Below are 26,409 nucleotides of genomic sequence, written 5' to 3'. Positions count from 1 at the left end.
CTGGTGTTGCTCCTTCTGCGGCGGTGGGCATGGCCACCTAGATTGCGCCGGCTGGCGGCACCCAATTGAATTGGCAATAGCATCGAACAGTTCTAGAATTCCGTCCAATGACAAATATGACCACTCAACATTCCCGACAGGAATGAAAGGAGCCACTGTGGAGCTACGGGATCTGAAAGCCTTTGTCACTCTGGGGGAGGTACTGCACTTCGGCCAGGCGGCGGTGCGCCAGCATGTCACCCAGTCAGCGCTGAGCAAGCAGATAAGGCGGCTGGAGGAGGAACTCGGCGGCGAATTGTTCGAGCGCAACGCCAGCACCACCCGCCTCACTGTGCTGGGGCGAGCCCTTTATGAGGATGCCCGCACCCTGGTTATCCAGAGCGAGCAGCTCTCCCGCACCGCCCGCGATGTGCTGGCGGGCAACGTAGGCACCCTGCGTATCGGTTTTGGCGTGGCCACCAAGCTTCTGGTGCCTGCGGTCATCGCCCGCTTTCGCGCCGAGCGACCGCAGGTGACCATTGAGCTCAACGATCTCTCCACCCACCACCAGTTGCTGGCGCTGAGCGAGGGCAAGCTGGATCTCGGTTTTTGCCGCCTGCCCGCCCCCAAGGGGTGGCACGCCATGCCGGTCGAGCGAGCCCACTTCGTCGCCGTGCTGCCCGCCAGCTATCGGGAGGTGAGGAAATTGGCAGATCTGGTGGATAAGCCGCTGGCAATCCTGCGCCGGGACAAGGCGCCGTCGTTTTACGATCACCTGATGAACTATCTGGCCCAGAGCGGGCTGCGCTTTCAGGGGATCCAGTACGTAAACGACTTTGCAGCGGGCGTCGCTACCGCCGCCGCAGAGATCGCCTGGACTCTGGTGCCCTCCTCCACCACCATAGAGCACCCGGATGTGATCACCCTGCCTTTAACGGAGAGCGAGGCGTGCTGGGCGATTGGCCTCATCCGTCCCCCAAATAGTCACTCGCCACTGGCTGATGCCTTCTGGCAGACGGTTACCGATCACATAACGGGGGAAAATCTCCTTTCTGATTAAAAAATTAATAATTTCTTAAGAATCCCTGTGTCTATTTGGGGGGCATTCTTCTCAGCCCGAGTACGCCCCCATGAAAAAAGTTAGAGACATACTGCGCCGCTTTGACGGTCAGCGTCGCCAATGGACATCCGGCATCGAGCGCTCGCTCCTCGCCTGGCTGGCCCGAGGCTCCCTGCTGCCACCCGGTGAAGCGCCACCTCGCCGCATTCTTGTGGTTCGCAGCAACAACCGGATTGGCAACAACCTCTTTTTGCTCCCCTTCCTGCAGCAAGTACAAAAGTCCCACCCCGGCGCCGAGATCGAGCTGGTTTGCAGCAAGGGGCCACTGCTCCCCCTGTTTACTGCCCTCAACCTGCACCGCATTCATCTGATCAGATTGCAGGGGAAAGGGTTGATCAGCGCCCTGCCCGCCCTTTGGCAACTGCGCCAGCAGCGTTACGATCGGGTATATGTGCCGTTTGCCTCCAGCACCGACCACCTGCTGGCCGCCTGGGTGCGCGGCTGCGAAAAACGGGGATTTGACGATGCCAAAGGGGATGCGATCTTCGCCCGTCCGGAACCCATCGAAGAAGATCGCCACTACGCCTACCGCCCGCTACGCCTGCTGGGAGTGGATGCGGGCCCCGAGCAGCAGATAGCACTGGGGCTGCCCATGGCGACCAGGCATCCCCAGCTGGCGGTGCTGGCCAGAGCGCACCCGGGGCAACCGCTTATCGGCTTTTTTACCGGCGCCCGCAAAGGCAAGGGGCTCTCCCCCATCCAATGGCAACGACTGCTGGCCCAATTGCGCCGGCAAGCTCCCGACGCTGTGATGCTCCAGTTCAACGACCCGGCAGCGCCACTGCCTCTGGTCGGCGATGCCACCCTCTCGCTCACCAGTCTGTGCGAATTTGCGGCCGTCACCGCCGGACTTTCCCTCTTTGTCAGCTGCGATACCGGGCCGCTGCATCTGGCCGCTGCCAGTGGTGTTCCTTGTCTTGGCCTCTTTACCCAGACTGATCCGCGCCACTACGGCTGCCTCGGTGTCCAGCACCACAATCTGGTGGTGACTGATCGCGACCAGATCGCCCTTAATCACCAGTGGCTAAGTCGGGTGCTGGAGCGTGAGCGCCCATCACTGTCGCCCGCGCCAATGTTTATCGAACAATCCGTCCCCCAGCAACTCAATCTGCAGCAAGCGTGCTGAATGCGGCGCTTGTTGTTGATGCAAATAAAGAGGGAAGGCTTGCGCCTTCCCTCTTTCGTTTCTAGCCCCCAGGTTGCTACGACTTGTGTCATCAGGGTTCAACGATAGCGGGCTTCAATACGCGCCAGCTCGCCACTTTGTCGCAACTGCAGCAAAGCTCTGTTGAACTCGGTGATCCGGGTATTGAAGCGGGAGTGTTTGCCGATGCAGAGGTTAAACGGTGTCGACTCAAGCACTAGTGGCACTTCAACCACCTGATTGGCCAGCCCCAGCTTGTTGAGTTTGAAACGTGCGACCAGTGGATCTGTCACCATCAGATCCCCCCGCCCCGCCGCCAGCATTTTGAAGACATTATCGACATTGATGGTGTGATGAACGGTGAAGCCCGCCAGGTTCTCCTTGCCCCAGCCGTTACCGAAATAGTCGAGAAAGGTAAGCGATTTGAAGTCGCTCAAGCGGCTGGCACGCTGAAACTCCGCCATGCGGGGATGGGCACGCTGGGTAAAAATGGTTAGCACTGTGGTGGTAACCGGCTCTTCCACAATCAGGGTATAGCTGCGCCGCTCACGGGTGGCGATGGTCACGAAGCCATCGGCCTGCGCCATCCGCACCAGTTTTTGCGCCCGTTGCCACGGATAGCCTTCGTGGTGCACCCGCAGTTCCATCTGCGCCGCTACCCGATCCATCACGTCGATCATCAGCCCGCGCATCCTGCCCTGTTCGTCACGCCACGAATATGGGGCAAAGTCGTCAAAGTAGACCATCTTCAACTCGGCCGCTGGCGCCGCCCATGCACTCTGCCACATCAGCAATCCCCACAGGATTGCACTCCCCAGACTGACTCTCATGGCCGCGACTCCATCCACTTCTGCCAACTCTGAGCCTAGTGCAAAGCGGGCTGCGGCAAGGTTCAGGATCCAGTGGAAAAGTGGCCAACGAAAAAAGAGAGGGGAAGCAGTGGCTTCCCCTCTCTCGTTCGTTTGTCAGCACGCAACCTTACCGATGGCGGTCACGGCTTGCCGGTTACGCCAGCTCGGCCCGCAGCGCCTTGGTGGCATCGACCATCACCTTGAGGGCGGCTTCCGTCTCTTCCCAGCCGCGGGTCTTGAGGCCGCAATCCGGGTTGACCCAGAGCCGCTCGGCCGGGATCTGTTTGGCGGCCTTGCGCAGCAACCCCTCAATCCAGCTCTGGCTCGGCACGTTCGGCGAGTGGATGTCGTAGACGCCCGGGCCAATCTCGTTGGGGTAGTTGAAGCGTTCAAACGCTTCGAGCAGCTGCATCTGGCTGCGGCTGGTCTCGATGGTGATCACGTCCGCATCCAGCGCCGCTACCGCCTCGATGATGAGGTTGAAGTCGCTGTAGCACATGTGGGTGTGGATCTGGGTGCTGTCAGCCACCGGGCTTGCGCTCAGACGGAAGGCCCGCACCGCCCAGTCGAGATAGGCCTGGTGATCCTGCTTGCGCAGGGGCAAGCCTTCGCGGATCGCCGGTTCGTCGATCTGGATGATCTTGATGCCGGCGGCTTCCAGATCTGCCACCTCGTCGCGAATGGCCAGCCCGATTTGCAGGGCAGATTGCTCGCGGCTCACGTCTTCGCGCGGGAAGGACCAGCAGAGGATGGTCACAGGGCCAGTCAGCATCCCCTTCACCGGCTGGTCGGTCAGGCTCTGGGCAAACTTTGTCCACGCCAGGGTCATGGGGGTCGGGCGGTCGATGTCACGGGTGATCACCGGCGGCTTGACGCAGCGGGAGCCATAGCTCTGTACCCAACCGAAGCGGGTGATGGCAAAGCCATCCAGCAGTTCACCGAAATACTCCACCATGTCGTTGCGCTCGGCCTCGCCGTGCACCAGCACATCCAGCCCGATGGCCTCCTGACGCGCGATGGCATCGCGGATCTCGGCCTGAATGCCCGCCTCGTAGGCGCTGTCATCGATGCGACCGGCGCGCCAATCCTGCCGCAACACCCGGATCTGCGAGGTCTGCGGGAAGGAGCCGATGGTGGTGGTCGGCAGCAGCGGCAGCTTGAGATCCGAGCGCTGCAGCTCGGCCCTGACCGGATAGGGGCTGTGGCGATCAAAATCGCTGTTGGTGAGGCTGGCGAGTCGTGACTGCACCGCCTTCTTGTGCACCCGGCTGTCAGACTCCCGATCGACGATGGGCTGGCTGTAGGCGGTGATTTTGTCGAGCTCGCCCCCATCCAGATACTCTCTGAGCAGCCCCAGCTCGAAACATTTTTGCAAGGCGAAGGCGAACCAGCTGCGGGTCTGGGGATCCAGCTCCTGCTCCAGAGTCAAATCCACCGGGCTGTGCAGCAGCGAGCAGGAGGAGGCCACCCAGAGCCGCTCGCCGAGTCTGGCTTTCAGTGCCTTCAGAGTCGGCGCCAGCTTGGCCAGATTGGCACGCCAGACGTTGCGGCCGTTGATCACCCCGGCGGAGATGACCCACTGGGCGGGCAGATGCGGCACCAGGGTCTCCAGCTGCTCGGGGGCGGCCACCAGATCCAGATGCAAGCCATCCACTTTCAGGCTGGTGATGATGTCGCGCTGATGGGCAACCGAACCGAAATAGGTGGTGAGCAGCAGCTTGCAAGGGCCCGCAAGGCGCTCGTAGGAGTTGAGGTAGGCCAGCCGCCACTCGTCCGGCAGGTCCAGCGTTAGCGCAGGTTCATCGATCTGTACCCACTCCACTCCCTGGGCGGCCAACTTGGCCAGGATCTCCTGATAGACGATGAGCAGGCGATCGAGCAGTTCAAGGCGCGAGAAGCCGCTCTCTTTCTCCTTGCCGAGCCAGAGGTAGGAGACCGGTCCCAGCAGCACCGCCTTGACCGGCAGCCCCAGTGCTTTGGCCTCTTCTACCTCGTCAAACAGCTGGCTCCAGCCCAGCTTGAAGCGCTGGTCACGGCTGAATTCCGGCACCAGATAGTGATAGTTGGTGTTGAACCATTTGGTCATCTCGGCGGCGGCCGCCGCCGGGCCGGTCGGCGCACGGCCACGGGCCACCCGGAACAGGGTGTCGAGATCGGTCTCGCCATGACGGTGGCGGGCAGGCACTGCATCCACCAGCAGGCTTGTACCGAGCACCTGATCGTACCAGGCAAAGTCGCCCACCGGCAGCAGATTGACCCCGGCGCCGTGCTGGGCCTGCCAATGGCGCTCACGCAGCGTCTTGCCCACGGCAACGAGTTCGGCCTGAGTGGTCTCGCCACGCCAGTAGGATTCGAGGGCAAATTTCAGCTCGCGCTTGGCGCCGATACGGGGGAAGCCCAGGGTGTGTGCTCGTGTCATAGGTTCATTTCCTTATGCTCATTCATCTGATGGGAAACTGGATGATTTAGCCGTCCAGATGTTTACACATCCAAAATGACAAGATAAGGTGACGCTGGCTATTGAATCCTCTTCAACTGGCTCTCAAATAATCCTCAACTGACCGCCGAACAGGTTCACCGCGAGGATACAGAGGCCCGTTCTTGCATGTATTAAGAAGCGCAACAGCAAGACGGCAGGAGGCTGAGGCTAAAGGTCAGGCCGCGCCGACAGCATTATCAGTGCCATACGCAATCTCACAAGGAGCCATCTTATGGCAGTGCCAAGCAATGCAGGGATAGAGATAAAACACTTGAAAACATTGACCGCACTGGCCGAACAGGGCTCGCTGGCCGGTGCGGCGCTGACCCTCAACCTCACCCAGTCCGCCCTCTCCCACCAGCTCAAAGAGCTGGAGACCCGCCTCAATCTGGAGCTCTACCTGCGCAAAAGCCGCCCGCTGGTGCTGACCGCGGCAGGCAGCCAGCTGCTCGCCCTCGCCCGTCAGGTCTTGCCCGCCCTGGCCCAGACCGAGAAACAGTTGCAGGCCCTGCAGAGCGGCGATGCGGGCAGGCTGCATCTGGCGCTCGATTGCCACAGCTGCATCCAGTGGCTACTGCCGCTGTTGCCGGAATTTCGCCGCCAGTGGCCAGGGGTGGATCTGGAGGTGGAGTCGGTGCCGGGCTTTGATGCCATCAATGCCCTGCTCGGCGGCCAGCTCGACCTGCTGCTCACCTCCGACGTGCAGGCCCGTGGCGATCTCCACTTCGAGCCGCTGTTTGCCTTTGATCTGACTCTGGTGATGGCGCCAGATCACCCCCTCTGCCACCGGAGCCACATCGAGCCGGGCGATCTGGAGCCGGAGGTGCTGCTGGTCTACCCGGTGGAGCGTAGCCGCATGGATATCTTCAGCCGCTTTTTGCAACCCGCCGGTGTGGAGCCCGCCCGCTGCAAGCCGGTGGACAACACCTCGGTGATGCTGCAGATGGCGGCTGCCGGCCTCGGCGTCGCCGCCCTGCCGCGCTGGGCCAGCGACGAGTTTGTCAGACAGGGGATGCTCTGCGCCCGCCCTCTCGGGAGCGGTATTCGTCGCCATATGTACGGCGCGGTGCGGGCCGCCGATCGGGATCAAGCCTGCCTGCAGAGTCTGTTCGAGCGCATTCGCACCAAGATGGAGGGATAGCTCCCTCAGCGAGGCTGGCCGACCTCTGCCAGCAGTGCAGGCAACTTTGCCTTGATAAAGTCGATGAGGGCTCTGACCGCAGGTGACAGGCCGCGCCGCGCTGGGTAGAGCATCACCAGCTTGCCATCTTTGGGACGCCACTCGGGCAACAGTTGTTGCAGCCGCCCATCCGCCAACTCATTCACGCAGGCGTAAAGTGGCAAGCCCACCATTCCTAGCCCCGCCAGCGCCGCCTGCTTGAGGGTTTGCATATTGTCGCTGCGCAACAGCACATTGACCGCCACCTCCTCACTCTCCCCACTGTCGTGCCGTAGCCGCAACAGATCGGCCTGACGCTCCAGCGAGCTGAAGAGCAGGGCATCCTCTCCCTCCAGCTGGCGTGGATGCATCAATGCACCGTGGCGAGAGAGCCACGTTGGGGCAGCCAGCACGCCCCACTGCACCGTACAGAGCGGCACCTGCACCAGACTGGAGGAGGGCTGCTCGAAGGCCACCCCGCGGATCACCACATCCAATCCTTCCTCCAGCAGATCCACCTGCCGGTTGCTGGCTTGCACGGCGAGCCTCACCTTGGGGTATTGCACCATAAACGCGGGCAGCAAGCGGGCGAGCAGCGCATCGGCGATGGTAATGGGCAAACTGATCCGTACCAGACCGCTCGGCTCCTGCTGCCGTTGCCGCACAGCCGCCTCTCCGGCCTGCGCCTCGGCCAGCATCGCCTGACAGTGGCGATAGAGCACCTCACCGGCATCGGTCAGGCTGAGCTGACGCGAGGTACGCTGCAGCAGCCGGGTGTCCAGCCGCTCCTCCAGCAGCCGGATCCGGCGCGAGATCCGCGACTTGGGCACGCCAAGCGCCCGCGCGGCGGCAGTGAATCCCTGTCGCTGCACCACATGGGTGAAGAGATAGAGATCATTCAAATCAAGTTCCAGTGGTGTCATCGGGCAGCCTTGGTCAGGGTGAGGTGCATTCACATCGTTCCATTAATGGAACGATAAGAACCTATTTGACCAGATTGTCGCTATTTTTGCAGCCATCATAATGGCCCTGTCCCCATCAGATGGTTGCTGCACGGGCAATCCGCCCCACCAGCAAGGGCCGTTTGACGGTTCCGATATCACAAGGAGTTCACCATGAAACTGCGACAAATCTGCTCTGCCACCCTGCTCGGTCTGGCGACCCTGACCGCCACGCTGGCCACCACAGCGACACCGGCCATGGCCGCCGAGGCTGCCAGCCATCCGACCGTATCACCCAACCGCTATCTGGAGATGCTCTCTCGAGACAATGCGGTACTGCTGCTGGTCGACCATCAGGTCGGCTTGCTGAGCGGTGTGCGCGACACCACGGTGGGCGAGCTCAAGCACAACGTGGTGGCGCTGGCCAACGCCGCCCGCGCCCTCGGCGTGCCGGTGATCGTGACCGCTACCATGCCTGATGGCATGTGGGGCCCCACCATGCCTGAACTGACCAGTGCCCTGCCGGGTGTGAAGGTGATCAACCGCACCGTCATCAACGCCTGGGACGATCCCGCCGTGCGCGCCGCCATTGAGAAGACCGGCCGCAAACAGCTGATCATCGCCGGGGTATCGCTCGAGATCTGCGCCAGCTTCCCGGCCCTCTCTGCCAAGGCTGCCGGCTATGATGCCCGGGTGGTACTCGACGCCTCCGGCACCTTCAACGAAGCCAAGCGCACCACAGGTCTGCAACGCTTGCTGGGGGCCGGTATCCCGGTCACCGACTACGCCTCCGCCGCGGTCGAGATGCTGCGTAGCAACGTCGACCCCAAGGCACACGATGTCTACAGCGCCCTCGACATGCCTTTCGCCACCCTGGTGTGGCAGATGCAAGAGGGTGCCAAGAAGTCGTAACTCGCCCCGCCTTCGGTCAGATGACCGAAGGCTTCTTTTGTCTTCAAGAGGTTATATCGATGACCAGACGCCTGACTCTCTCCGACCCCGTCAAGGGCCAACCGCTGCGCATTGGCTGCGGCTTTGCCGCCCGCCATTTTGGCGAACACTTTTTCAACGGTCTGATAGACCCCGTGGTGATGGTGGATCACTTCCAGATGACCGCCCCCACCTTCGAGCCCCATCCCCACGCCGGGATCTCTGCCGTCACCTATCTGTTCGAAGATTCGACGAGCCCCCACGTCAACTACGACTCCCTCGGCAATCAGGGCCCCATCGAACCGGGAGCGCTGCATTGGCTGGCGGCCGGGCGCGGGGCCGTGCATACCGAGCAGCCGGAGGGAGAATCTCCCTATGTCCACGCCCTGCAGATCTTCGTCAACCTGCCTGCCCGTCAGAAGATGGCGTCGCCTTTTGCCGTCCACGCAACCGCCGCCACCATCCCCGAGTTTCATGGCGAAGGGGCGCGAGTACGGGTGGTCGCAGGCCACAGTAACGGGATCACGGCGCCACAATCGGGAGCACTGCCCCAACCCTTTACCCTGCTCGATGGCCATTGCGCGCCCGGCAGCCGCTTCACCCATCAGCTGGCGGCGGGCTGGAATGCGATGATCTATCCCCTGACCGGATCGCTGACTTTTCAGGCTGAGGAAGAGCGGCACCTCATCCCGGCAGGTCACGGGATGGCAGTCAGCCTCCCTGCCGACGGCGGCGAGGCGGTGGCTCTGCAGCTTGAGGCCGCCGAGTCCTGCCACTTCGTGGTGCTCTCAGGCCAGGCACTCAATGAACCCCTGGTCAAACATGGCCCCTTCGTGATGAACAGCCACGACGCCATTGCGGATCGGCTGCATGCCTATCAACGCGGCGAATTTGGTCAGCTCAACGATGAGTGGCTGCACAACGGCCAATCTCGGCCATGAACACGCTCGCTGGCCACCAGCCACAAAGAACCTGCTGGCCTCTGGTCTTCCTCGCCATTTTCGCCGGTGCCAGCGGCGCCCTCTGCCTTGGCAAAGTGCCCGCCGTGCTCGGCATACTGCGCAGCGAGCTGGGGCTGACACTGGTTGAAGCCAGCTATCTCGCCTCGGCTTTCAATACGCTGGCGATCCTCTTCAGCCTCTTTCTCGGCCTGTTGCTGACTCGTTGGAGTGGGCGGCAAACCGGGGTTGTCGGGCTGCTGGTCATCGTCACAGGCGGGGCGTTGGCTCTGCCTGCCACTGGGCTTGCCATGATGCTGCTGTCGCGCATTGTCGAGGGGATTGGCTTTTTGCTGGTCTCGGTGGCCATGCCCGCCTTTATCGTGGCGGTGACCCGGGAGGAGGATAAGCGACTGGCCTTGAGCCTGTGGGCAGTCAACCTGCCCCTCGGGGCGGCGGCGGGTATGCTGCTCACTCCCTGGCTCACGGCGCAAGGTGGCTGGCGACTGGCCTGGCTGATCCTGATGTTCCCGCAACTCTCTGCCCTGCTGCTTCTGCTCGCCAGTCGTTCGGCAGATAAACTGCGGGTCGGGGCCCCCCAAAACTCGATCAACTCGGGCCACCCGCTGCGCCAACTCACGGTGCTCTGGCAGAAGGCACTCTGGCGCTACGGGTTGGCGTTCACGCTCTACAGCCTGATGCTCTGGGCGCTTTTTGTCTGGCTGCCGACCATGTTGCAAGGCACTCCCGGGATTGGCCAAAGCCAGATCGCCCTGCTCTCGGCACTGGCGGTGGTCGCCAATATTCCCGGCAACCTGATGGGGGCATGGCTGCTGCGCCGGAGCGTGGCGCGAGAGCGGCTCATCTGCTGGGCACTGAGTCTGATGGCGCTGTGCGGCATGCTCGCCTTCTGGCCCGGCCTGTCGCCGTGGTGGGCCTATGGATTGTGCCTCGTCCTCTCCCTGTCGGGTGGCATGGCGCCGCCGGCTATCCTCTCGTCAGCACAGGGAGTGAGCCAGGGGCCGGTACAACTGGCCATCGTGCAGGGATTTTTTGTCCAGCTCGCCAACCTCGGTCAGCTGCTTGGCCCCCTGTTGCTGGCGGCCCTGATGACGGACAACGGCCAATGGGGGAGCGCTCGCTGGCTCTTTCTGGGCGGCTTGCTGCTGACAATCGGACTCTATCTGTGGCGCCGCCCGCTCGTTGGCAGGCAAGAGCCCAACTGACAGCCAGGCCAAGCCGCATTGATATGTGTCAGGAGGCGCCTGCAAAGTAGCTGCGCAGCGCCTCCACCACCCGCCGCACCTTCTCCGGGATCTCCCGCTGCGGCGTGATGGCGTGGATCTCCATCGGCGCCACCCGAAAACCGGGCAGCAGTTCGAGCAGACGCCCCTGCGCCAGATCCTCGCCAATTTCTCCCTCCGGTTGCAGCGAGATACCCTGCCCCGCCAGCGCAAACTGGCGCAGGGGCAGCACGTTGTTGCAGAGCACCTTGGCCTTGAACCTCACCCTGTGTTCGCCCCCCTTCTCGTCAAGCAGCAGCAAACCGTTGCCCAGCATGTCGCCGCAGAGCCAGTCGTGGCTGGCCAGATCGGCGGGCGTGCGCGGCGTCCCCTTGCGCGCCAGATAGGCGGGGGCGGCGCAGAGCAGCATCCGGGTTTGCCCCAGTTTGCGGGCTACCAGAGTCGAGTCGGGCAAGGTGCCGACCCGCAGTGCTACGTCGATCCGCTCGGCAATCAGATCTCGTTTCTCGTCGTCGGCGATGATCTGGATAGTGAGGCCGGGGTGGGCCTGCAACAGCGGGGACAATGCCAGTGCGAGTGGCTGGCCCGCCATCCCCACCGGGGCGGTGATCCGCACTTCACCGAGCAGAGCGTCGCGCACCTCCGAGAGACGCAGCTCGGTCTCGCTCAGGGTCTGCTGCAGCGCCCGGCACCCTTGCCACACCACATCTCCCGCCTCGGTCAGACTGAGGCGACGGGTGGAGCGATGGAGCAGGGGCAGCCCGAGCAGGCTCTCCAGCTGGCTGATATGCTGACTGACGGCAGAGGGGGTCATGCCGAGGGATTTGGCCGCCCCTGTCATGCTGCCCGCCTCCACTACGGCGGCGAAGATGGCGTAACGTCTGAGCTGTTCCATTATTAAATCCAGCTTATAAGTGAATGCATTTCTGATGTGATTATTAAATCATAAATGGCGGCGTAGGATAGCCCCATTCCAACAGTGAAGGAGAGTTCCCCATGAAGATTGCCCTGATCGGTGCCAGCGGTTTTGTCGGTTCAGCCATCCTGAACGAGGCCGTCAGCCGCGGCCATCATGTCACCGCCATCGTCCGCGATGTCAGCAAGGTGGCCGCCCATCTGCAGGTCACCGCAGTGGCGGTGGATGCCCAAAACCCGCAGGCATTGGCCGAGGTGCTCAAGGGGCACGATCGGGTGATCAGCGCCTACAACCCGGGCTGGACCACACCGGATATCTACGACCAGTACCTCAAGGGCGCCAACGCGATTGTCGCAGCAGCCAAAGCGGCCAACAGCTGGCTGCTGGTAGTAGGTGGCGCCGGCAGTCTGGAGGTCGCCCCCGGCGTACAACTGGTGGATACCCCGGAGTTTCCGGCCGAGTGGAAACAGGGGGCGCTGGCGGCCCGCGACGGTCTCACCGCCCTGCGCCGTGAAACCGCCCTCGACTGGCGCTTTGTCTCTCCCCCGGTGTTCCTGGAGCCGGGCGAGAAGCGCGGCGGCTATCGGATTGGTGGCGATCAGGTGCTCTTTAGTGGCGAACAGCCTGCCGGGATCACCGTCGGTGATCTGGCCGACGGCGTGCTGAACGAGGTGGAAAAACCGACTCACCTGCGCCAGCGCTTTACCCTGGGTTACTGAGAGCCTACAACCGGTTAAGGCCAGAATGCGCGGCCACTCGCCTGCCTCTCAGTCAGGTAATAACCCGCGTAAACAGAAGGGAGGCATCCGCCTCCCTTCTATTTTGGCCATTTTCTGTTTTGGTCATTATTGCCGCTGGTAGCTTGCCTCTGCTTATCACTCTCCCCCTCAACATTTCCCCTTTGCCCCGCAATGGCTGCGCAAAAACCCGTCAGCCCATAATGCACCGAATTCCATTTCGAATTTTGTATATAACTAAGAATAATTTGTTGTTTCCGTCTTATAACACCGAACAGTAGCATCCCCTTCATCCCAGATGGCGCCACACCGCAGCGCATACCGCCACACTGTCGCGCCATCCCGTTTGCCGCTCATCAAGCCTGCCCGCACCAGAGACAGCAGAAGAGATGGCGCCAGAGATAACGAAAGAGTGAGGAGGTGCACATGGAACATTCACCACTGCCGATCATCGATCTGGCTGCCCTCAACGGGGCACCCGAGGTGCGTCGCCCTATGCTGGCCCGGCTGGCCGCGGCCGCCCGCGACGTCGGCTTTTTCTATCTGACAGGACATGGCCTGAGTGACGCCGAGCAGCGGGAAACCCTGGCGCTGGCAGAGCGCTTCTTTGCCCTGCCGGAGCAGGAGAAGCTGGCGGTGCAGATGGTCAACAGCCCCCACTTTCGCGGCTATAACCGGGTCGGTGCCGAGCTGACCCGAGCGCGGCCGGACCTGCGAGAGCAGTTCGATATCATGAACGAGGCGCAAGCCCTGCCTGCGGCCCTGGTCCGTGAACCCTGGCAGCGGCTGATCGGCCCCAACCAGTGGCCGACCGCCCTGCCAGAGATGAAAGCCCATCTGCTGGCGTGGCAGGATCGGCTGAGCGATATCACCCTCACCCTGCTGGCCGCTTTTGCCGAGGTGCTGGAGCAACCGTCCCAAGTGTTTGACGACAGTATTCGCGGCGCCCCCTATCAGCACATGAAGCTCATTCACTACCCGGGGCAAGAGGCGGGCGGCAGCAGTCAGGGGGTTGGCGCCCACAAGGATCCCGGCTACCTGACGCTGGTGATGCAGGACAATCACTCGGGGCTTGAGGTCGAGACGGCCGACGGCTGGATCTCCGCACCGCCCCTGCCGGGGGCGCTGGTGGTCAATATCGGCGAGCTGCTGGAGCTGGCCTCCAACGGCTATCTCAAGGCGACCCTGCATCGGGTGGTGAGCCCGCCGCCCGGCGTCTCGCGCCTCTCCTGCGCCTTCTTTATGGCGGCGCGGCTCGATGCCACCGTGCCGCTGCTCAGCCTCTCCCCCGAGCTGGCCGCGCAGGCGAAAGGGCCGGAGAGTGACCCGACCAACCCGCTCTTCTATCAGGTAGGGGAGAACGTACTCAAGGGGCGGCTGCGCTCCCACCCGGATGTGGCGGCGCGTCACTATGGGCCGGTCGAACCCGCTCGCCTTCCACGCACTGAAAGCGAAGCGGTACCGGCCTGAGCAGCGCAAAGATCCCTAGGCGGGTATATGCATAAGCCACAAGCAGCATGGATATACCCGCCCAGACAAAACACAACATGTAACGAACAACAAAACACAACCAGTCATGGCCAGAGCCTGGCCATCACGGAGCAACACGATGAAATTCAAGACCATGAGCGTACACAGCGGCCAGCGGATCGACCCCCAGACCGGCGCCCTCACCACCCCGCTCTACCAGAGCAGCACCTTCAGCTACTTCAACGCCCAGGCGGGCAAGGAGCGCTTTGCAGGTCAAGCCCCCGGCTTTATCTACAGTCGCTTTGGCAATCCCACCACCGCCGAGCTGGAGCAGAAGCTGGCGGCGCTAGAAGGGGCCGACGAAGCGCTGGTAGTGGCGAGCGGTATGGCAGCGGTGAGCGCCATCATGTATGCCCTGGCCGACAGCGGTGATGAGGTGGCCTATATCGGCCCGCTCTACGGCGGCACCGATGCCTTCCTCAAGCAAACCTTCAGCCGCGCCGGCATCAAGGTCACCGCCTACAAGAGCGATCGGGATCTGCTGGCCAACATCCGCCCCGCCACCAAGGTGGTACTGTTCGAAACCCTGACCAACCCCACCCTCAAGGTGGTGGATCCGCGGCTGGTGGTAGAAGCAGCCCGCAAGGTGGGTGCCATCACCGTGTGTGACAACACCTTCCTCACCCCCTACCTGCTGCGCCCGCTGGAACTCGGGGTCGATGTGGTGATGCACAGCGGCACCAAATATCTGGGCGGCCACGGCGACATCATCGCCGGGGTGGTGGCAGGTTCTCACGCCCTGATGAAATCGATCCGCACCGTGGCCCTCAAACATATCGGCTCCCCCATCGGCCCGCAGGAGGCCTACCTGCTGCAGCGCGGGGTCAAGACCCTGCCGCTGCGGATGGATGCCCATCTGCACAATGCCCAAAAAGTGGCCGAGTTTCTGGCCGCCCATCCGGCGGTGAAGAAGGTGATCTACCCGGGGCTTGCCAGCCATCCGGGCCACGATGCCCTCGGCGCCTTCGCCAGCGGCTTTGGTGGCATGGTGAGCATTGAACTTGAAGGAGGGTTTGCACGCTGCGCCACCCTGCTCGACAACCTGCAACTGTTCGTGCAGGCGGTGAGCTTGGGCGATTTGGAGAGTCTTGCCTGCCATCCGGCCAGTACCACTCACGCCGCCATGGACGAGGCGAGCCGTCTCGCCGCCGGGGTCAATGACGACCTCATCCGCTTCAGTATCGGGGTGGAAGATGCGGACGACCTGATCGCCGATCTGGCAGCTGCGCTGGCGCAGATCTAGCCACATAGCTGCGAGTGATAACCCCCAGACACAACAACGGCCCATCAAGGGCCGTTGTTGTTCATCGCGATGTGGAAAATGCGGGATTTACTCCTCCCACACCACCACTTGCGATGAGGGCCAGCGCTCCCCGACATGGGCATATTTTTGCTCCAGCAGGTGGCGCTTGATCTTCATGGTGGGAGTCAGCACACCGTTCTCGATATTCCAGGGGGTTTTCACCACCAGAATGCCGCGGATCTTGGCGTGGGACTCCAGTTGGTCGTTGACCCGCACCCGCGCAGCCTCCAGTCTGGCCACGACCTCATCCCGATTTCCTTTGGCTGCGCTCTCGGCCAGCTGCACCAGCGCGACAGGCTGGGGCATGCCGTAACCAATCACACAGAGCTGTTCAATGATGGGCTCCTGCCCCAGCATCCCTTCGATGGGCACCGGCGCCACATACTTGCCCTTGGCGGTCTTGAACACATCCTTCATCCGGCCGGTGATGGTGAGATAACCCTCCTTGTCCAGCTTGCCCATGTCGCCGGTATGGAGCCACCCCTCGGCATCGATGGCCTCGGCACTATGCTCGGGATCCTTGTAATAACCCACCATCATCCCCTCGCAGCGACAGAGGATCTCTCCCTCGTCGGAGATCTTGATGGTCACCCCGGGCCCCGCCTTGCCGACGGTACCGATCTTGTCGGCGCGGAACGGGTAATTGATGGTCGAAAACGCGTGGTTCTCGGTCATGCCCCACGCTTCAGTCACCTTGAGACCGATGCTCAGGTACCACTCAAGCAGCGCAGGGGAGACAGGTGCAGAACCGCAGCCCAATACCCGCGCCTGATCCAGCCCCAACCCCTTTTTCAGCTTGCTCTTGATAAGGCTGGAGACCAGCGGGATCTTGAGCAACAGTTCGAGTTTCTTCTGGGGCAGCTTCTCGTGGATCTTGATGCGGAACATGGCCCACAGCCGCGGTACCGAGATAAATACGGTAGGACGGCAGCGCTTGACGTCCTCGACGAAGGTGTCGAGGGATTCGGGGAAGGCGATGGTGGCGCCGCCAAACAGGCTGCCGCCGTAGATGTAGACCCGCTCGGTGATGTGGGCCAGCGGCAGGTAGGAGAAACCGCGATCAGCCTGGGTCAGGTTCACCGTCTCCACCAGCTTCTCGCACGACCACGCATAACGCTCGACGGTCAACATGGCCCCTTTCGGCTTACCGGTACTGCCGGAGGTATAGACCAGGCTCAGCAGGGAATCGGGCTCCTGCACCGGGCTGTCGGGAATGGGCTCGTGTGTTTCCAGCAGATCATCCCACTGGTAGCTGGCTGGCATGGTGTCGTAGGGAAAGGCGATACGCAGCAGATCGGCAGGTACCCCCGCCTCCTGACTCTTCCAGTCATCAAGCTTGCCAACGAAGATCGCCTTGGCCTCGCTGTGGCGCAGCACATATTCGATGGTATCTACGTTGGCTGTCGGGTAGATGGGCACGCTCACGTACTGCCCCATCTGCATCGCCAGATCGGCGATAAACCACTGGGCGCAATTCTTGGAGAGCAGCGCCACTTTATCGCCGGCAACCAGCCCCAGATGACGCAGGGCCGTCACCATGCGCCGCGCTTCATCTGCCACTTCACCCCAGGTGAAATCGACATATTCGCGGTTGATGGTTTGACGCAGATAGGTTCGATCAGGACACTGCCGCTCCCAGTGATAGAGCATCTCGAGCGGCAGTTTTTTGGCAATACGTGAGGCTGAAGCCATAGTTTAATCCCTGAAACAAAAGGCGAAACTTATTATTAACCTTTCACTAACTTCAGGGAAGAATAAACTCAAACTTCAGTTTGAAATGTGTATCCGATCAAGCTTCTGCCTGTTGTTGCAAACGAATCCACATCGCTTGCACCAGCTGCTCGTCCTGCTCGGAGAGCTCGCCTTGCAAAATCGCCTCGTTGAGGCTGCGCAACACATAGCTTTTGACATCCCGCACCAGGGTCTTGCCCTCCAGCTCGGCACGGGCGACCGCCAGCGAAATATGGCCTCGCAGGTAACCACCGGCAAAGAGTTCATCTTCGCTCGCAGTAGCAACCATGCCGTCGATCAGTCCCAACAACTTGTGCTCAAAATCGTGAATCGTCATGTAACGCAGCCTCATTTGCGGCAAATAATTCGGGGGTATGGAACCGCACTCGGATTGAATGCAGCTCTCTGGCGCCAGGCCAGCAGCGTCCATGGCGTCCTATTCCGGGCTGGCCACCGGGTAGATGACCTGATCCTTGTATCCCGTGGTTATGCGCAGATAACCACTCAACGCCCGGTTCAATTCAGGCTCATCGGTATCGACCAGGAGTGGTCTCCCCTGCAGGGAAGCCAGCTTGCTCTTGGTTGCCAGCACCTGGATGTTCTCCAGCCCGACACTCCGAATCACCTCAGGACTCAATTGCTGATTTCCGCGCCCGAACAGATGTCCCTGTCCGCCAATCAGGGTAATGATCAGCCGGCAGCGACGGCCACGGATCCGGGTCAGGATCTCGGCGGCGCTGAGATCCTGCCCGATAAGCCTGCCATTTTCCACCAGATCCACACCAAGCAGCGTATTTTCCAGACCGAGCTCTGCCATGCAGGCTGCCACCGTGCTGCCAGAGCCCATCAGATAGAGGGTATCTGGCTCCATCTGCTCGACCACACCGGCTGCCAGATCCGCCAGCACCAGCTCTTCGGACTCCCGCCCCCCCTGCTTGACCGCCTGCACGTACCGCAGATCGCCGGGCACCAGCAGCTGGCCATAATGGCGAGCCCGCACCTTGCCTGCACGAAACGCCTCCTCGTCGATATCGCGCACCTCGGCATCGATAAGACTGAGCAATTCACCGGCGATCATCCGCGCCGCCACCCGCCCGCTGGCGGTCGGGGTCACCCCGTAGACGCCGGAGTGGATCTTGCAGCCAGCCGGGATCCCCAACACATGGCAGGACTCCCCCACCGCGGCACAGATGTCCCGCGCCGTGCCATCGCCACCGGCAAACAGCAGCAGATCGACGCCCGCATCCCGCATCCGCTCTGCCGCATAGCGGGTATCGGCGGCAGAGGTACGCTCCCCGGCTGGTTGATAGACGATGCGGTGCGGCAAGCCCAGTTCACGCACCACCTGCTCCCCCATGTCGCCAGCTACCGTCAGCAGCTCGAACGGCGCGGTCAATTCGCACAGCGGCAGCAGAGCCTGACGGGTGCGCTCCTGTGCTTTGGGCACGGCGCCGCGAGCCAGCGCCTCGGCCACTACGCCGTCACTCCCCTTGAGCGCCACTGCGCCGCCAATTCCGGCGACCGGATTTATGATGAGCCCTAATCGAAACATGCACGCCTCCCTTGCGATGGCCACCATTTTTATCTTTTCGCCCCACTGGGACAAGCGGTTCCCCCCTGCTAAAATGTTCCGCTTCTTTTTTTCAACCAAGGTTCAATCATGCTGGAATGGGTTCTGGATCCCTCTGCCTGGGTAGCGCTCGCCACCCTGACCCTGCTCGAGATCGTGCTGGGCATCGATAACATCATTTTTATTTCCATTCTGGTCGGCCGTCTGCCCGAGGCGCAGCGCCAACGCGCCCGCATTCTGGGTCTGGCCCTCGCCATGGGTACCCGGATCCTGCTGCTGCTCTCGCTGGCCTGGGTCATGCGCCTCACGGCTCCGCTCTTTACTGTGCTGGGCGAGGCCATCTCGGGCCGCGATCTCATCCTGCTGCTGGGGGGGCTGTTCCTGATTGCCAAGAGTACCCACGAGATCCACGCCACCCTGGAAGGGGCCGCCGAGCCGGAAAAGGTGGCAGGAGCGGCCTCTGGTTTTATCAGCACCCTGATCCAGATCGCCATTCTCGACATCGTCTTTAGTCTGGATTCGGTGATCACCGCCGTCGGCATGGCCGATCACGTTCCTGTCATGGTGCTGGCCATCATGATCGCAGTCTTCATCATGATGTTTGCCGCCAAGGCGATCGGCGATTTCGTCGATAACCATCCTACCATCAAGATGCTGGCCCTCTCCTTCCTCACCCTGGTCGGCTTCGCCCTGATGGCGGAGGGGATGGATCTGCACATTCCGAAGGGTTACATCTACTTCGCCATGGCCTTCTCGCTGGTGGTGGAGATGATCAACATCCGCCTGCGCAAGCACACCGACGCCAACGAGCAGAGCGAATCATAAGCTCGCCGGTCGGATCAAAAAGAGCGCCTCTTTGGCGCTCTTTTGCTATGCACACGGCACGCTTGGCAGGACAGTCGCTTACTGGTTGGCGATAACGATGGCCACCCGGCGATTTTCGGCCCGTCCGGCGGCACTCTTGTTGTCCGCTACCGGCGCGGTTTCGCCGCGACCACGGACCTCCAGGTTGGCAGACTTCATCCCGACCGAGACAAGCACATCCGCCACCGACTGGGCCCGCTTCAGGGAGAGTTGTTGGTTGTAGCTGCTCTCGCCGGTGTTGTCGGTGTGACCGTCAACCCGCGCCTTGTCGAGCCCTACCCCAAGCAAGACTTTGCCCAGCTTTTCCACGGTCTGACGGGTTTGGGGATTGAGCTCCCCGACGTTGTTGGCAAACAACACCCGGTTGGCCAGATCCAGCGTCCAACCCTCGTCGGTCAGATAAAAACCTTGCTCCTTCAATACCGCCAGCTGCTCAGGGGTGAGCCCCTTCGGGGCACTCTGACAACCTGCCAGCAGAGAGAAGAACAACCCCAGCAGCAAGGTCTTGAGGGAGAGGGATATTTTCATTGTTATGTCTCCTTAACGACATCAATTCACGCCGGTTCGGTGGCATCCACCTCCTCGCGGCGCGCACGTTTTGCCAAATACATGGCTTTGTCTGCCAGCTCGCACAGCTCGCTGGCACTGACCCCGGATTGATGAATGGCATAACCGATGCTGATCCCTGCCACCAGTTGCTGCCCATCCCGCAATACCACGGGTTCACTCATCGCCTGCTGAATGCGGTTGATCACCTCCTCCACATCCTGTTGCAGATGCACAGGGCTCAGCAGGATGGCGAACTCATCCCCCCCCAGACGGCACACCAGATCCTGCGGCCGCAGCTGATGCTCCACCCGCCTTGCCAAGGTGATCAGCACATCGTCACCGGCGTTGTGGCCCAGGGTATCGTTAATCTGTTTGAAGCGATCGCAATCGAGGTAAAGCAGCGCAAAGTCCCCCTCACCCTGTTCAGCCTCGGTGATCGCCTGTGCCAGCCTGGCGTCAAACAAGACCCTGTTGGGCAGTCCAGTCAACACATCGTGGGTGGCCTGATGAAGCAGACTGGCATTTTCCCGTGCCTGATGGGCTTGCCACGCCTGCAACTCGTCCAGCAGGGAGTTGAAGTCATCCCCCAGCTCGTTGAGCTCGACAATCCCGGCGGGCGGTGCCCGCATCCCCAAGGTGCGCTGGCGGCGCACCGAGTGGGCCACCCGGGCCAGCTCTCGCAGGGGACCTATGATGGAGACCTGCATCCGCCCCGCCACGTAAAGCGCCCCCATGGCGCTCAAGAGCAGACAAATCAGCATCACCAGCAGCACCGCAATCAGGAAGATCAGCAGCGACTCGCCATGGCCGATCAGCTCGACCTCGCCGATCTTTTCACTGCCACGCAGCATGGGTTCACGCACCGGCCCGGGCAGGATCAACTGGGCAAGATAACCCTCCAGCTCGGCGATCGGGGTGTTCATGGTGCGCGACCAGCTGGTCAAGAGCGTGCCATCGGGCAGATAGATGCGCGCCTCGGCCACCTCCTCGCGCTCGGCAATGGCCCGCAGCGCCTCACCCGCCGCCTCTTCATCATGAAACACCACGGCCGCCTCGGTGGTATAACTGATGGCGCGTGCCACCAGCTCCAGATTGTGGTCGGCGTAAAAACGCATCACCAGCAGGGCGGTCAGGGTCAGCAGGATCCCCGCCACGCAAGCCGAGGTAAAGGCGGTCACCAGATGGGTGCGCCCCAGACTCTGACGCAGGGTCAGCCGCGCGTCATGGCGATCGGACGATGGCGTCATGGCACACCCCGATCAGCCATGGCCAGCTTGAGCACGGCCGGGTGCACCCGCACACCGCTGAGCGCCAGCGCATCCAGATTCACTTTGAAACGCAACCGCCCGCTACGGCTGTCCGGCTGCAGACAGAAGACGGGACTGCTGCTGCACTCCGGGTTCTGCTCACTGATGCTGAGAACGGGATGCCCCTTCAAACGGGAGAAGAGCGCCAGCCGGGTTGACTCGTCCATCACCCCCAGATAGAGCACATGGCACTGGCCGGCAATGGCCGGATCCGTCACCTCATAGCGATTGACCTGCACCGGCCGGCCGTTGCCCTGCCGGGTAATGGTGGAGAGCACACCGGCATATTCAGTAGGCGCGGCGATGCACAGATGCAGCACCGGCGGCTCCTTTGGCCAGCGGGTGTAGCTCAGAATATCGAGCACCAGCTCCTTGACCGCATTGGCCCGGCTCTCTGCAGTGGTCTGAACGTCGGCAAGCGCGGCACGGGAGCAAGCCAGCCCGGGCAATAGCACCAGCAACGCAACGACGAGTCGGAATGAGAAGTGTGACGACATGATCAGGGGATAGGCGCCTCTACAACACCGCAGCAGCGCGGTTCGGGTACATGAACTCAGATAGTAAGTGGCCGGACAACAGCCTGACAAGCCTTGACGTGAGACTCAGCTGACAGAGCTGTAAATAAAAACAGAGAGCCCGTTTTGCAACGGGCTCTCTGTTCACCTCAACGGACAGGATATCACTTTTTGCTGATCCCGTACTCCCGCAATTTGTTGGCGATGGCGGTGTGCGACACACCCAGTCGTTTGGCGAGCTGGCGGGTCGAGGGAAACGCCGGATAGAGCCGGGCCAGCAGCTGGCTCTCGAAGCGCTTCACCGCATCGTCGAGGTTGCCCTCGAACCACTCGTCGATAAGCGGCGCGCTATCGGCCGCTACCGGCAGATCGATCTGCTCGGGGCCAAGTTCGTCCCCCTCCAGCAGGGTCATGGCGCGATAGAGGCAGTTGCGCAGCTGGCGCACGTTGCCCGGCCAGCGATAAGCAGTCAGATAGTCGGCCATGTTGCGGGTAAAGCGCGGGCGCGGACGCTGCAGTTCGCTGGCAAAGCGCGAGACAAACTGCTGGGCCAGCACCATGACATCCGCCTTGCGCTCACGCAGCGGCGGCAGCGCCAGACTCAACACGTTGAGACGGTAGTAGAGATCCTCGCGGAAGGAGCCATCGTTGACCAGATCGAGCAGCTGTTTCTGGGTAGTGCAGATAAAGCGCACATTGACCTTCACCTCCTGCTCGTCACCGACCCGGCGGAACACGCCATCCTGCAGCACCCGCAAGAACTTGGTCTGCAGATGGGGCGACATGTCGCCAATCTCGTCCAGCATCAGGGTGCCGCCGCTCGCCAGCTCCAGCACGCCGCGCTTGCCCTCGGTATTGTTGCCAAAGGCGCCGGGGGCATAGCCGAACAGCTCGCTCTCGGCCACGTTATCCGGCATGGCGGCGCAGTTGAGGGCCATGAAGGGGTGGCTGGATCGCAGGCTGGCAGCGTGACAGGCGCGGGCCAGCAGCTCCTTGCCGGTACCGGTCTCGCCGACGATGAGCAGCGGCGCATCCTGCATCGCCAGCTTGCGCGCCTGCGCCAGCACCTCTTTCATCTTGGGGCTCTCACCCTGCAGATGCTCGAACCCCTCCGCCTCCACCGCGTGGAGCGCGCTGAAGTGCAGACCAACCCGGCGGGCCGATTTGAGCACCACCACGGCCCCCGCCAGCGCTTGCTTACCCTTCTGTTCATCGACAAAGAGCGGCAGCAGATCCGCCAGATACTCTTCGCCGTTGAAGCTGAGTTTGCAGGTTTGCGGCCGGATGTCGCTCGCTTCCAGCCAGCGGCTGAAGGAGAAGCCCTTGACCAGCGAGCCGAGCGCCACACCGCGCACCTCCTCCACCGGCAAGCCGAGGGTGGTGAGGGCCGACTGGTTGGCCTGGGTCACCTTGCCCTTGGCATCGAGCGAGAAGACCAGATCCGGCAGCGCCTTGAGCAGCGCCTCAATCTCGTGGTGCTCCCGCTCGGAGGGCATGTAGGGGATGGTCTTGACGTCATAGACGCCGGGAATACGGCGGATCTCCGGCATCAGATGCTGAAAATCGCTGAACTCCAGCTCGGGAAAGTTGAGATAGATGATGCCTGAGGTATCGATTTCGATGCCGCGCAGATCGATATTGTGCTCCACCAGGCGGTCGAGCAGTTCCCGGGTCAGGCCCAGGCGGTCTTCACAGCTGACTTCAAGACGCATTCGGGACACACTTCCTAGCTAACTCTATGAATGAGCGGATAATACAGACTCGATCCCCCCAGTGCGAGCGCTAGCCCACAAAAATGCGGGCCTGCCCCGCTTTCGCCGGGCAGGCCCGAGTCAGTTGTTGCCGCTTATTTGAGTAGCTGGTCGGTTCGCGCCGCCATGATGAAGTCGTTGCGGTGTAATCCACCTATTTTGTGAGTCCACCAGCTGACCGTTACCATATCGCCTACTCGGTGAGTGATGGCGTCTTCACTTCAGCAGCTCATCCGTGCGTGCCGCCATGATGAAGTCGTTGCGGTGTAATCCACCAATTTTGTGGGTCCACCAGCTGACCGTTACCTTGCCCCACTCGGTCAAAATGGCCGGATGGTGGAACTCCGCCTCCGCCAGCTCCCCCAGGCGATTGGTAAACGCCAGCGCCTCCTTGAAGTTGCGAAAGGCAAATTCCCGCCGCAGCTGCAACGCCCCCGCCACCACCAGCGGCTGCCAGTCGGGGATAAGCTGCATCAGCTCGCGCAGCTCCTCATCGCTCACTCTGGGGGCATCGGCGCGGCACGCTTCACACTGCTGGCTGGCCAGTACGGACATGGGTCTCTCCTCTGTTCTGAATGTGCAATATCTGATGTGAAATAACGGATAACTCAACTCGCCTGCTTGCCTGCAACCGGCTCAAAGCGCGGTGCATGCAGGCCAAGCTGGCGCGCCTGCGCCACCCCGTTCATGATCTCCACCTCACCCAGCCGGTAGAGGGCATCGAGCTCGGGCAGCACAAAGTAGGTGGGCTGCATGATGTCGATGCGATAGGGGGTGCGCAGCACCTCCAGCAGATCGAAGGGTTGCAGCAGCGGCTTGCCGGAAAGGGCATAGGCCGTCTCGCCGATGGAGGAGAGAATGCCACCGCCGTATATACGCAGCCCGTCCGCCGTGGCCAGGAGGCCAAACTCCACGGTGAACCAGTAGAGGCGGGCCAGAAAGACCCGCTCCTCCTTGCTCGCCTGCTGGCCAAGCTGGCCATAGAGGTGGGTAAAGTGGGCAAAAGCAGGGTTGGTCAGCATGGCGCAGTGGCCGAAGATCTCGTGAAAGATATCGGGCTCCTGCAGGTAGTCGAGCTCGTCGCGGCGCCGGATAAAGGTCGCCACCGGAAACTGGCGATTGGCCAGCAGGGCAAAGAAGCGGTCAAACGAGATAAGCGCCGGCACTGCCGCCACCGACCAGCCGGTGGTCGCCAGCAATACCTCGTTGAGCTCCGCCAGCTGGGGGATGCGATCTCGCGGCAACGTCAGTCTTTCAAGGCCCGCCAGATACTCGTCACACGCCTTGCCTTCAAGCGCCGCCAGCTGACGTTCGATCAGGATCTGCCAGGTGCCGTGCTCTTCGGCCGAGTAGTGGATCATCCCCCGGGCATCCGGCTGGTGAGCGGTATAAAGGGTTGCCATAAGCGGTTCCATCCTCTGCGCCGGGTGAGGCGCCTTGCCATTGGGTCACAGGATCACTGTAACGAACCGGCAACAAAAAAAGCAGCCGACCCGGTGGTCGGCTGCTGGCGAGAGATGTAAATAAAATGTGACATTCACGCCTGATGGCGAGCTGACTCATTCAGAGTGAGCCAAACCCTTGGTACCCGTTGCCTCATCCCTGAAGGAGACGGGATAAAAGTGGAGCAAGCCCGTTGCCCGCGTTATACCGTGATAGCCCATCCGCCCGGCGCAGATTGTTGCAAAAAACGCCGAAAAAAGTGGATGAGCGTTTCACCAGTAAAACAATGTAGACCCTCGGCATGCCCTGGTCCCTATCAAGATGCGCCAACTGCCGAGCCCCGCTCCGGGGTTAGCTCGTCCCCTTGAGATAACCGGCCAGCTGACCCACCAGCCGCTTGCGCAGCTCGCCCAGTTTCGGCTTCTCGTCCGCACACCAGGGCAGCGGGCGGCACGCCTCTATGGTGCGCAGGCCAAGGCGAGCGGTGAGCAGGCCCGCCCCCACCCCCTGCGCGGCGCGGGCAGAGAGCTTGGCGGTAAGCTCGGCCCCCAGCAGGTCCATCCCCACCTCGGTCACCAGCTCGGTGGCGCCGGCGTAGAGCATGTTGCGAAACACCTGACGGATGAGGCGTATGCGGCTCCAGTAGCCAAGTTCAATGGCGTAGACATCGGCGATATCCTCGATCATCCGCAGGTTGCGCCACAGCATCAGCATCATGTCGACGGTGGCGAGCGGGCTCAGGGCCACCAGCACGGCAGCCTCCCCCGACCATTTGGCCACCCGCGCCTGCGCCAGCTTGTCGCGCTCGCCGAGCACCAGCTGGCTGTAGAAGGTCAGCACCTCCCGATCGCTATGGCTATCGTCGAGCTGGGCCAGCCAGGTCTGATACCCCTCGCGCCCCTTGTCGCCACTTTTGACCGCCAACCCTTCGCAGAAGGCTTGCCCCTGCCCGACTCCCTGATGGGCCAGCAGATCTTCTGCGCGCGAGCGCACATCCTGACGCCGCTTGAGGGTGCGCAGCCGCAGCCACTCGCGACCCACCACGCTGGCGGTACCCGCCGCCACCAGCGCCGAGGCCGCCAGCCAGGCGCTGCCCCAGAGCGGAGTGGTGAGAAACTGATCGTAAAGGAAGGCGCCATACTGGCCCAACGAGAGCAGACCGACCGCCCCCAGCCCCCACGCCAACAACCGATGGCGGCGGCGCGGTTTGATGACGAGGGCACTCTCCACCTCGGTGAAATCGCCCAGCTCGTCGAGGCGCTCGAAACTCGCCTCCTCCAGCCGCTGGGCCGGCGCGGGCGGTCGCTCGTCACTGGCCACCGTCAAGGCAGGCTCAAGGATCACCTTGCCCTGCAGCGGTGGCCGCTCTTTTATCTGATCGTTCATCGCATTGTTCTCCTGTGCGCAG

General features: G+C 62.0%; 25 protein-coding genes. 10 read left to right on the top strand and 15 right to left on the bottom strand.

Annotated elements, in window-relative coordinates:
- The first annotated feature begins 157 nt into the window (after positions 1–157).
- A complete protein-coding gene (locus tag NOM67_RS02040; RefSeq protein ID WP_255933510.1) occupies positions 158–1,039 on the top strand; it encodes a LysR family transcriptional regulator in 882 nt (293 codons plus the stop codon).
- Positions 1,040–1,109: 70 nt separating this feature from the next.
- Positions 1,110–2,225, top strand: coding sequence for a glycosyltransferase family 9 protein (locus tag NOM67_RS02035; protein WP_255933509.1), 1,116 nt, complete (start codon positions 1,110–1,112; stop codon positions 2,223–2,225).
- A gap of 98 nt (positions 2,226–2,323) precedes the next feature.
- Here NOM67_RS02035 and NOM67_RS02030 read toward each other — a convergent pair whose 3' ends face one another.
- Together NOM67_RS02030 and metE are read right to left on the bottom strand one after the other, a co-directional pair.
- Positions 2,324–3,073: an ABC transporter substrate-binding protein gene (locus NOM67_RS02030; protein WP_255933508.1), complete on the bottom strand. Its 750-nt coding sequence runs from the start codon at positions 3,071–3,073 to the stop codon at positions 2,324–2,326.
- Positions 3,074–3,248: 175 nt separating this feature from the next.
- Positions 3,249–5,513, bottom strand: coding sequence for a 5-methyltetrahydropteroyltriglutamate--homocysteine S-methyltransferase (gene metE / locus NOM67_RS02025; RefSeq protein WP_255933507.1), 2,265 nt, complete (start codon positions 5,511–5,513; stop codon positions 3,249–3,251).
- A 292-nt stretch (positions 5,514–5,805) separates the two neighbouring features.
- Here metE and NOM67_RS02020 point away from each other — a divergent pair, with 292 nt between their 5' ends.
- Positions 5,806–6,714: a LysR substrate-binding domain-containing protein gene (locus NOM67_RS02020; protein ID WP_255933506.1), complete on the top strand. Its 909-nt coding sequence runs from the start codon at positions 5,806–5,808 to the stop codon at positions 6,712–6,714.
- 5 nt (positions 6,715–6,719) lie between these two features.
- Here NOM67_RS02020 and NOM67_RS02015 read toward each other — a convergent pair whose 3' ends face one another.
- Positions 6,720–7,655, bottom strand: a complete 936-nt coding sequence (locus NOM67_RS02015) for a LysR substrate-binding domain-containing protein (RefSeq protein WP_255933504.1) — start codon at positions 7,653–7,655, stop codon at positions 6,720–6,722.
- Between the two features lie 192 nt (positions 7,656–7,847).
- Here NOM67_RS02015 and NOM67_RS02010 point away from each other — a divergent pair, with 192 nt between their 5' ends.
- From NOM67_RS02010 to NOM67_RS02000, 3 genes are read left to right on the top strand one after another with little or no spacing between them, the layout of a single operon-like run.
- Positions 7,848–8,585: an isochorismatase family protein gene (locus NOM67_RS02010; RefSeq protein ID WP_201933720.1), complete on the top strand. Its 738-nt coding sequence runs from the start codon at positions 7,848–7,850 to the stop codon at positions 8,583–8,585.
- Between the two features lie 59 nt (positions 8,586–8,644).
- Complete coding sequence (locus NOM67_RS02005) at positions 8,645–9,544, top strand: pirin family protein (RefSeq protein WP_255933500.1); 900 nt, start codon at positions 8,645–8,647, stop codon at positions 9,542–9,544.
- Entirely contained in the window at positions 9,541–10,767 is a 1,227-nt protein-coding gene (locus tag NOM67_RS02000; protein WP_255933497.1) for a CynX/NimT family MFS transporter, read from the top strand. The genes NOM67_RS02005 and NOM67_RS02000 overlap by 4 nt, the downstream gene beginning before the upstream one ends.
- Before the next feature lie 28 nt (positions 10,768–10,795).
- On the opposite strand, the gene NOM67_RS01995 is transcribed toward NOM67_RS02000, so the two are convergent.
- Positions 10,796–11,680, bottom strand: a complete 885-nt coding sequence (locus NOM67_RS01995) for a LysR family transcriptional regulator (RefSeq protein ID WP_255933494.1) — start codon at positions 11,678–11,680, stop codon at positions 10,796–10,798.
- Between the two features lie 101 nt (positions 11,681–11,781).
- Between NOM67_RS01995 and NOM67_RS01990 the strand changes: the two genes are divergently transcribed.
- The 3 genes from NOM67_RS01990 to NOM67_RS01980 all read left to right on the top strand — a co-directional run bounded on the left by NOM67_RS01990 (position 11,782) and on the right by NOM67_RS01980 (position 15,211).
- Positions 11,782–12,420 (top strand): NAD(P)-dependent oxidoreductase, encoded by a 639-nt coding sequence (locus NOM67_RS01990; RefSeq protein ID WP_255933492.1) that lies wholly within the window; start codon positions 11,782–11,784, stop codon positions 12,418–12,420.
- Positions 12,421–12,864: 444 nt separating this feature from the next.
- Positions 12,865–13,908 (top strand): isopenicillin N synthase family oxygenase, encoded by a 1,044-nt coding sequence (locus NOM67_RS01985; protein WP_255933490.1) that lies wholly within the window; start codon positions 12,865–12,867, stop codon positions 13,906–13,908.
- Between the two features lie 139 nt (positions 13,909–14,047).
- The gene (locus NOM67_RS01980) at positions 14,048–15,211 is read left to right on the top strand and encodes a PLP-dependent aspartate aminotransferase family protein (protein ID WP_255933487.1); all 1,164 of its coding nucleotides are present in this window, start codon (positions 14,048–14,050) and stop codon (positions 15,209–15,211) included.
- Positions 15,212–15,298: 87 nt separating this feature from the next.
- Here the strand turns inward: NOM67_RS01980 and NOM67_RS01975 are convergent, their stop codons facing one another.
- From NOM67_RS01975 to NOM67_RS01965, 3 genes are all read right to left on the bottom strand, one after another.
- Positions 15,299–16,963, bottom strand: coding sequence for an AMP-binding protein (locus tag NOM67_RS01975; protein WP_042032040.1), 1,665 nt, complete (start codon positions 16,961–16,963; stop codon positions 15,299–15,301).
- Between the two features lie 97 nt (positions 16,964–17,060).
- Positions 17,061–17,339: a YfcL family protein gene (locus NOM67_RS01970; RefSeq protein ID WP_041210342.1), complete on the bottom strand. Its 279-nt coding sequence runs from the start codon at positions 17,337–17,339 to the stop codon at positions 17,061–17,063.
- Positions 17,340–17,438: 99 nt separating this feature from the next.
- Entirely contained in the window at positions 17,439–18,554 is a 1,116-nt protein-coding gene (locus NOM67_RS01965; protein ID WP_255933483.1) for an ATP-NAD kinase family protein, read from the bottom strand.
- 108 nt (positions 18,555–18,662) lie between these two features.
- Between NOM67_RS01965 and NOM67_RS01960 the strand changes: the two genes are divergently transcribed.
- Positions 18,663–19,397, top strand: a complete 735-nt coding sequence (locus tag NOM67_RS01960) for a TerC family protein (protein WP_255933480.1) — start codon at positions 18,663–18,665, stop codon at positions 19,395–19,397.
- A gap of 78 nt (positions 19,398–19,475) precedes the next feature.
- Here NOM67_RS01960 and NOM67_RS01955 read toward each other — a convergent pair whose 3' ends face one another.
- The 8 genes from NOM67_RS01955 to NOM67_RS01920 form a co-directional block, all read right to left on the bottom strand.
- Positions 19,476–19,964 carry an OmpA family protein gene (locus tag NOM67_RS01955; RefSeq protein ID WP_255933477.1) on the bottom strand — a complete coding sequence of 163 codons (489 nt, stop codon included), beginning with the start codon at positions 19,962–19,964 and terminating at the stop codon, positions 19,476–19,478.
- A 26-nt stretch (positions 19,965–19,990) separates the two neighbouring features.
- Positions 19,991–21,232, bottom strand: coding sequence for a diguanylate cyclase domain-containing protein (locus NOM67_RS01950; protein ID WP_209298388.1), 1,242 nt, complete (start codon positions 21,230–21,232; stop codon positions 19,991–19,993).
- On the bottom strand, positions 21,229–21,789 hold the full coding sequence (locus tag NOM67_RS01945) for a YfiR family protein (RefSeq protein WP_203975964.1): 561 nt from the start codon (positions 21,787–21,789) through the stop codon (positions 21,229–21,231). Before NOM67_RS01945 ends, NOM67_RS01950 begins: the two co-directional genes overlap by 4 nt.
- Before the next feature lie 182 nt (positions 21,790–21,971).
- Positions 21,972–23,519, bottom strand: a complete 1,548-nt coding sequence (gene tyrR, locus NOM67_RS01940; RefSeq protein ID WP_042032033.1) for a transcriptional regulator TyrR — start codon at positions 23,517–23,519, stop codon at positions 21,972–21,974.
- A 134-nt stretch (positions 23,520–23,653) separates the two neighbouring features.
- Positions 23,654–23,746 carry a 4a-hydroxytetrahydrobiopterin dehydratase gene (locus tag NOM67_RS01935; RefSeq protein WP_268884775.1) on the bottom strand — a complete coding sequence of 31 codons (93 nt, stop codon included), beginning with the start codon at positions 23,744–23,746 and terminating at the stop codon, positions 23,654–23,656.
- A gap of 28 nt (positions 23,747–23,774) precedes the next feature.
- Positions 23,775–24,113 (bottom strand): 4a-hydroxytetrahydrobiopterin dehydratase, encoded by a 339-nt coding sequence (locus NOM67_RS01930; protein WP_255933462.1) that lies wholly within the window; start codon positions 24,111–24,113, stop codon positions 23,775–23,777.
- 53 nt (positions 24,114–24,166) lie between these two features.
- Positions 24,167–24,961: a phenylalanine 4-monooxygenase gene (gene phhA, locus NOM67_RS01925; protein WP_255933460.1), complete on the bottom strand. Its 795-nt coding sequence runs from the start codon at positions 24,959–24,961 to the stop codon at positions 24,167–24,169.
- Between the two features lie 391 nt (positions 24,962–25,352).
- Positions 25,353–26,387 (bottom strand): YcjF family protein, encoded by a 1,035-nt coding sequence (locus NOM67_RS01920; protein ID WP_255933458.1) that lies wholly within the window; start codon positions 26,385–26,387, stop codon positions 25,353–25,355.
- Positions 26,388–26,409 lie beyond the last annotated feature (22 nt).

The sequence above is a fragment of the Aeromonas sp. SG16 genome (assembly GCF_024436135.1).
Taxonomy (GTDB): domain Bacteria; phylum Pseudomonadota; class Gammaproteobacteria; order Enterobacterales; family Aeromonadaceae; genus Aeromonas; species Aeromonas jandaei.
The sequence above is the reverse complement of the archived record's forward strand: the minus strand, read 5'-3'. Positions and strand labels throughout refer to the sequence as shown.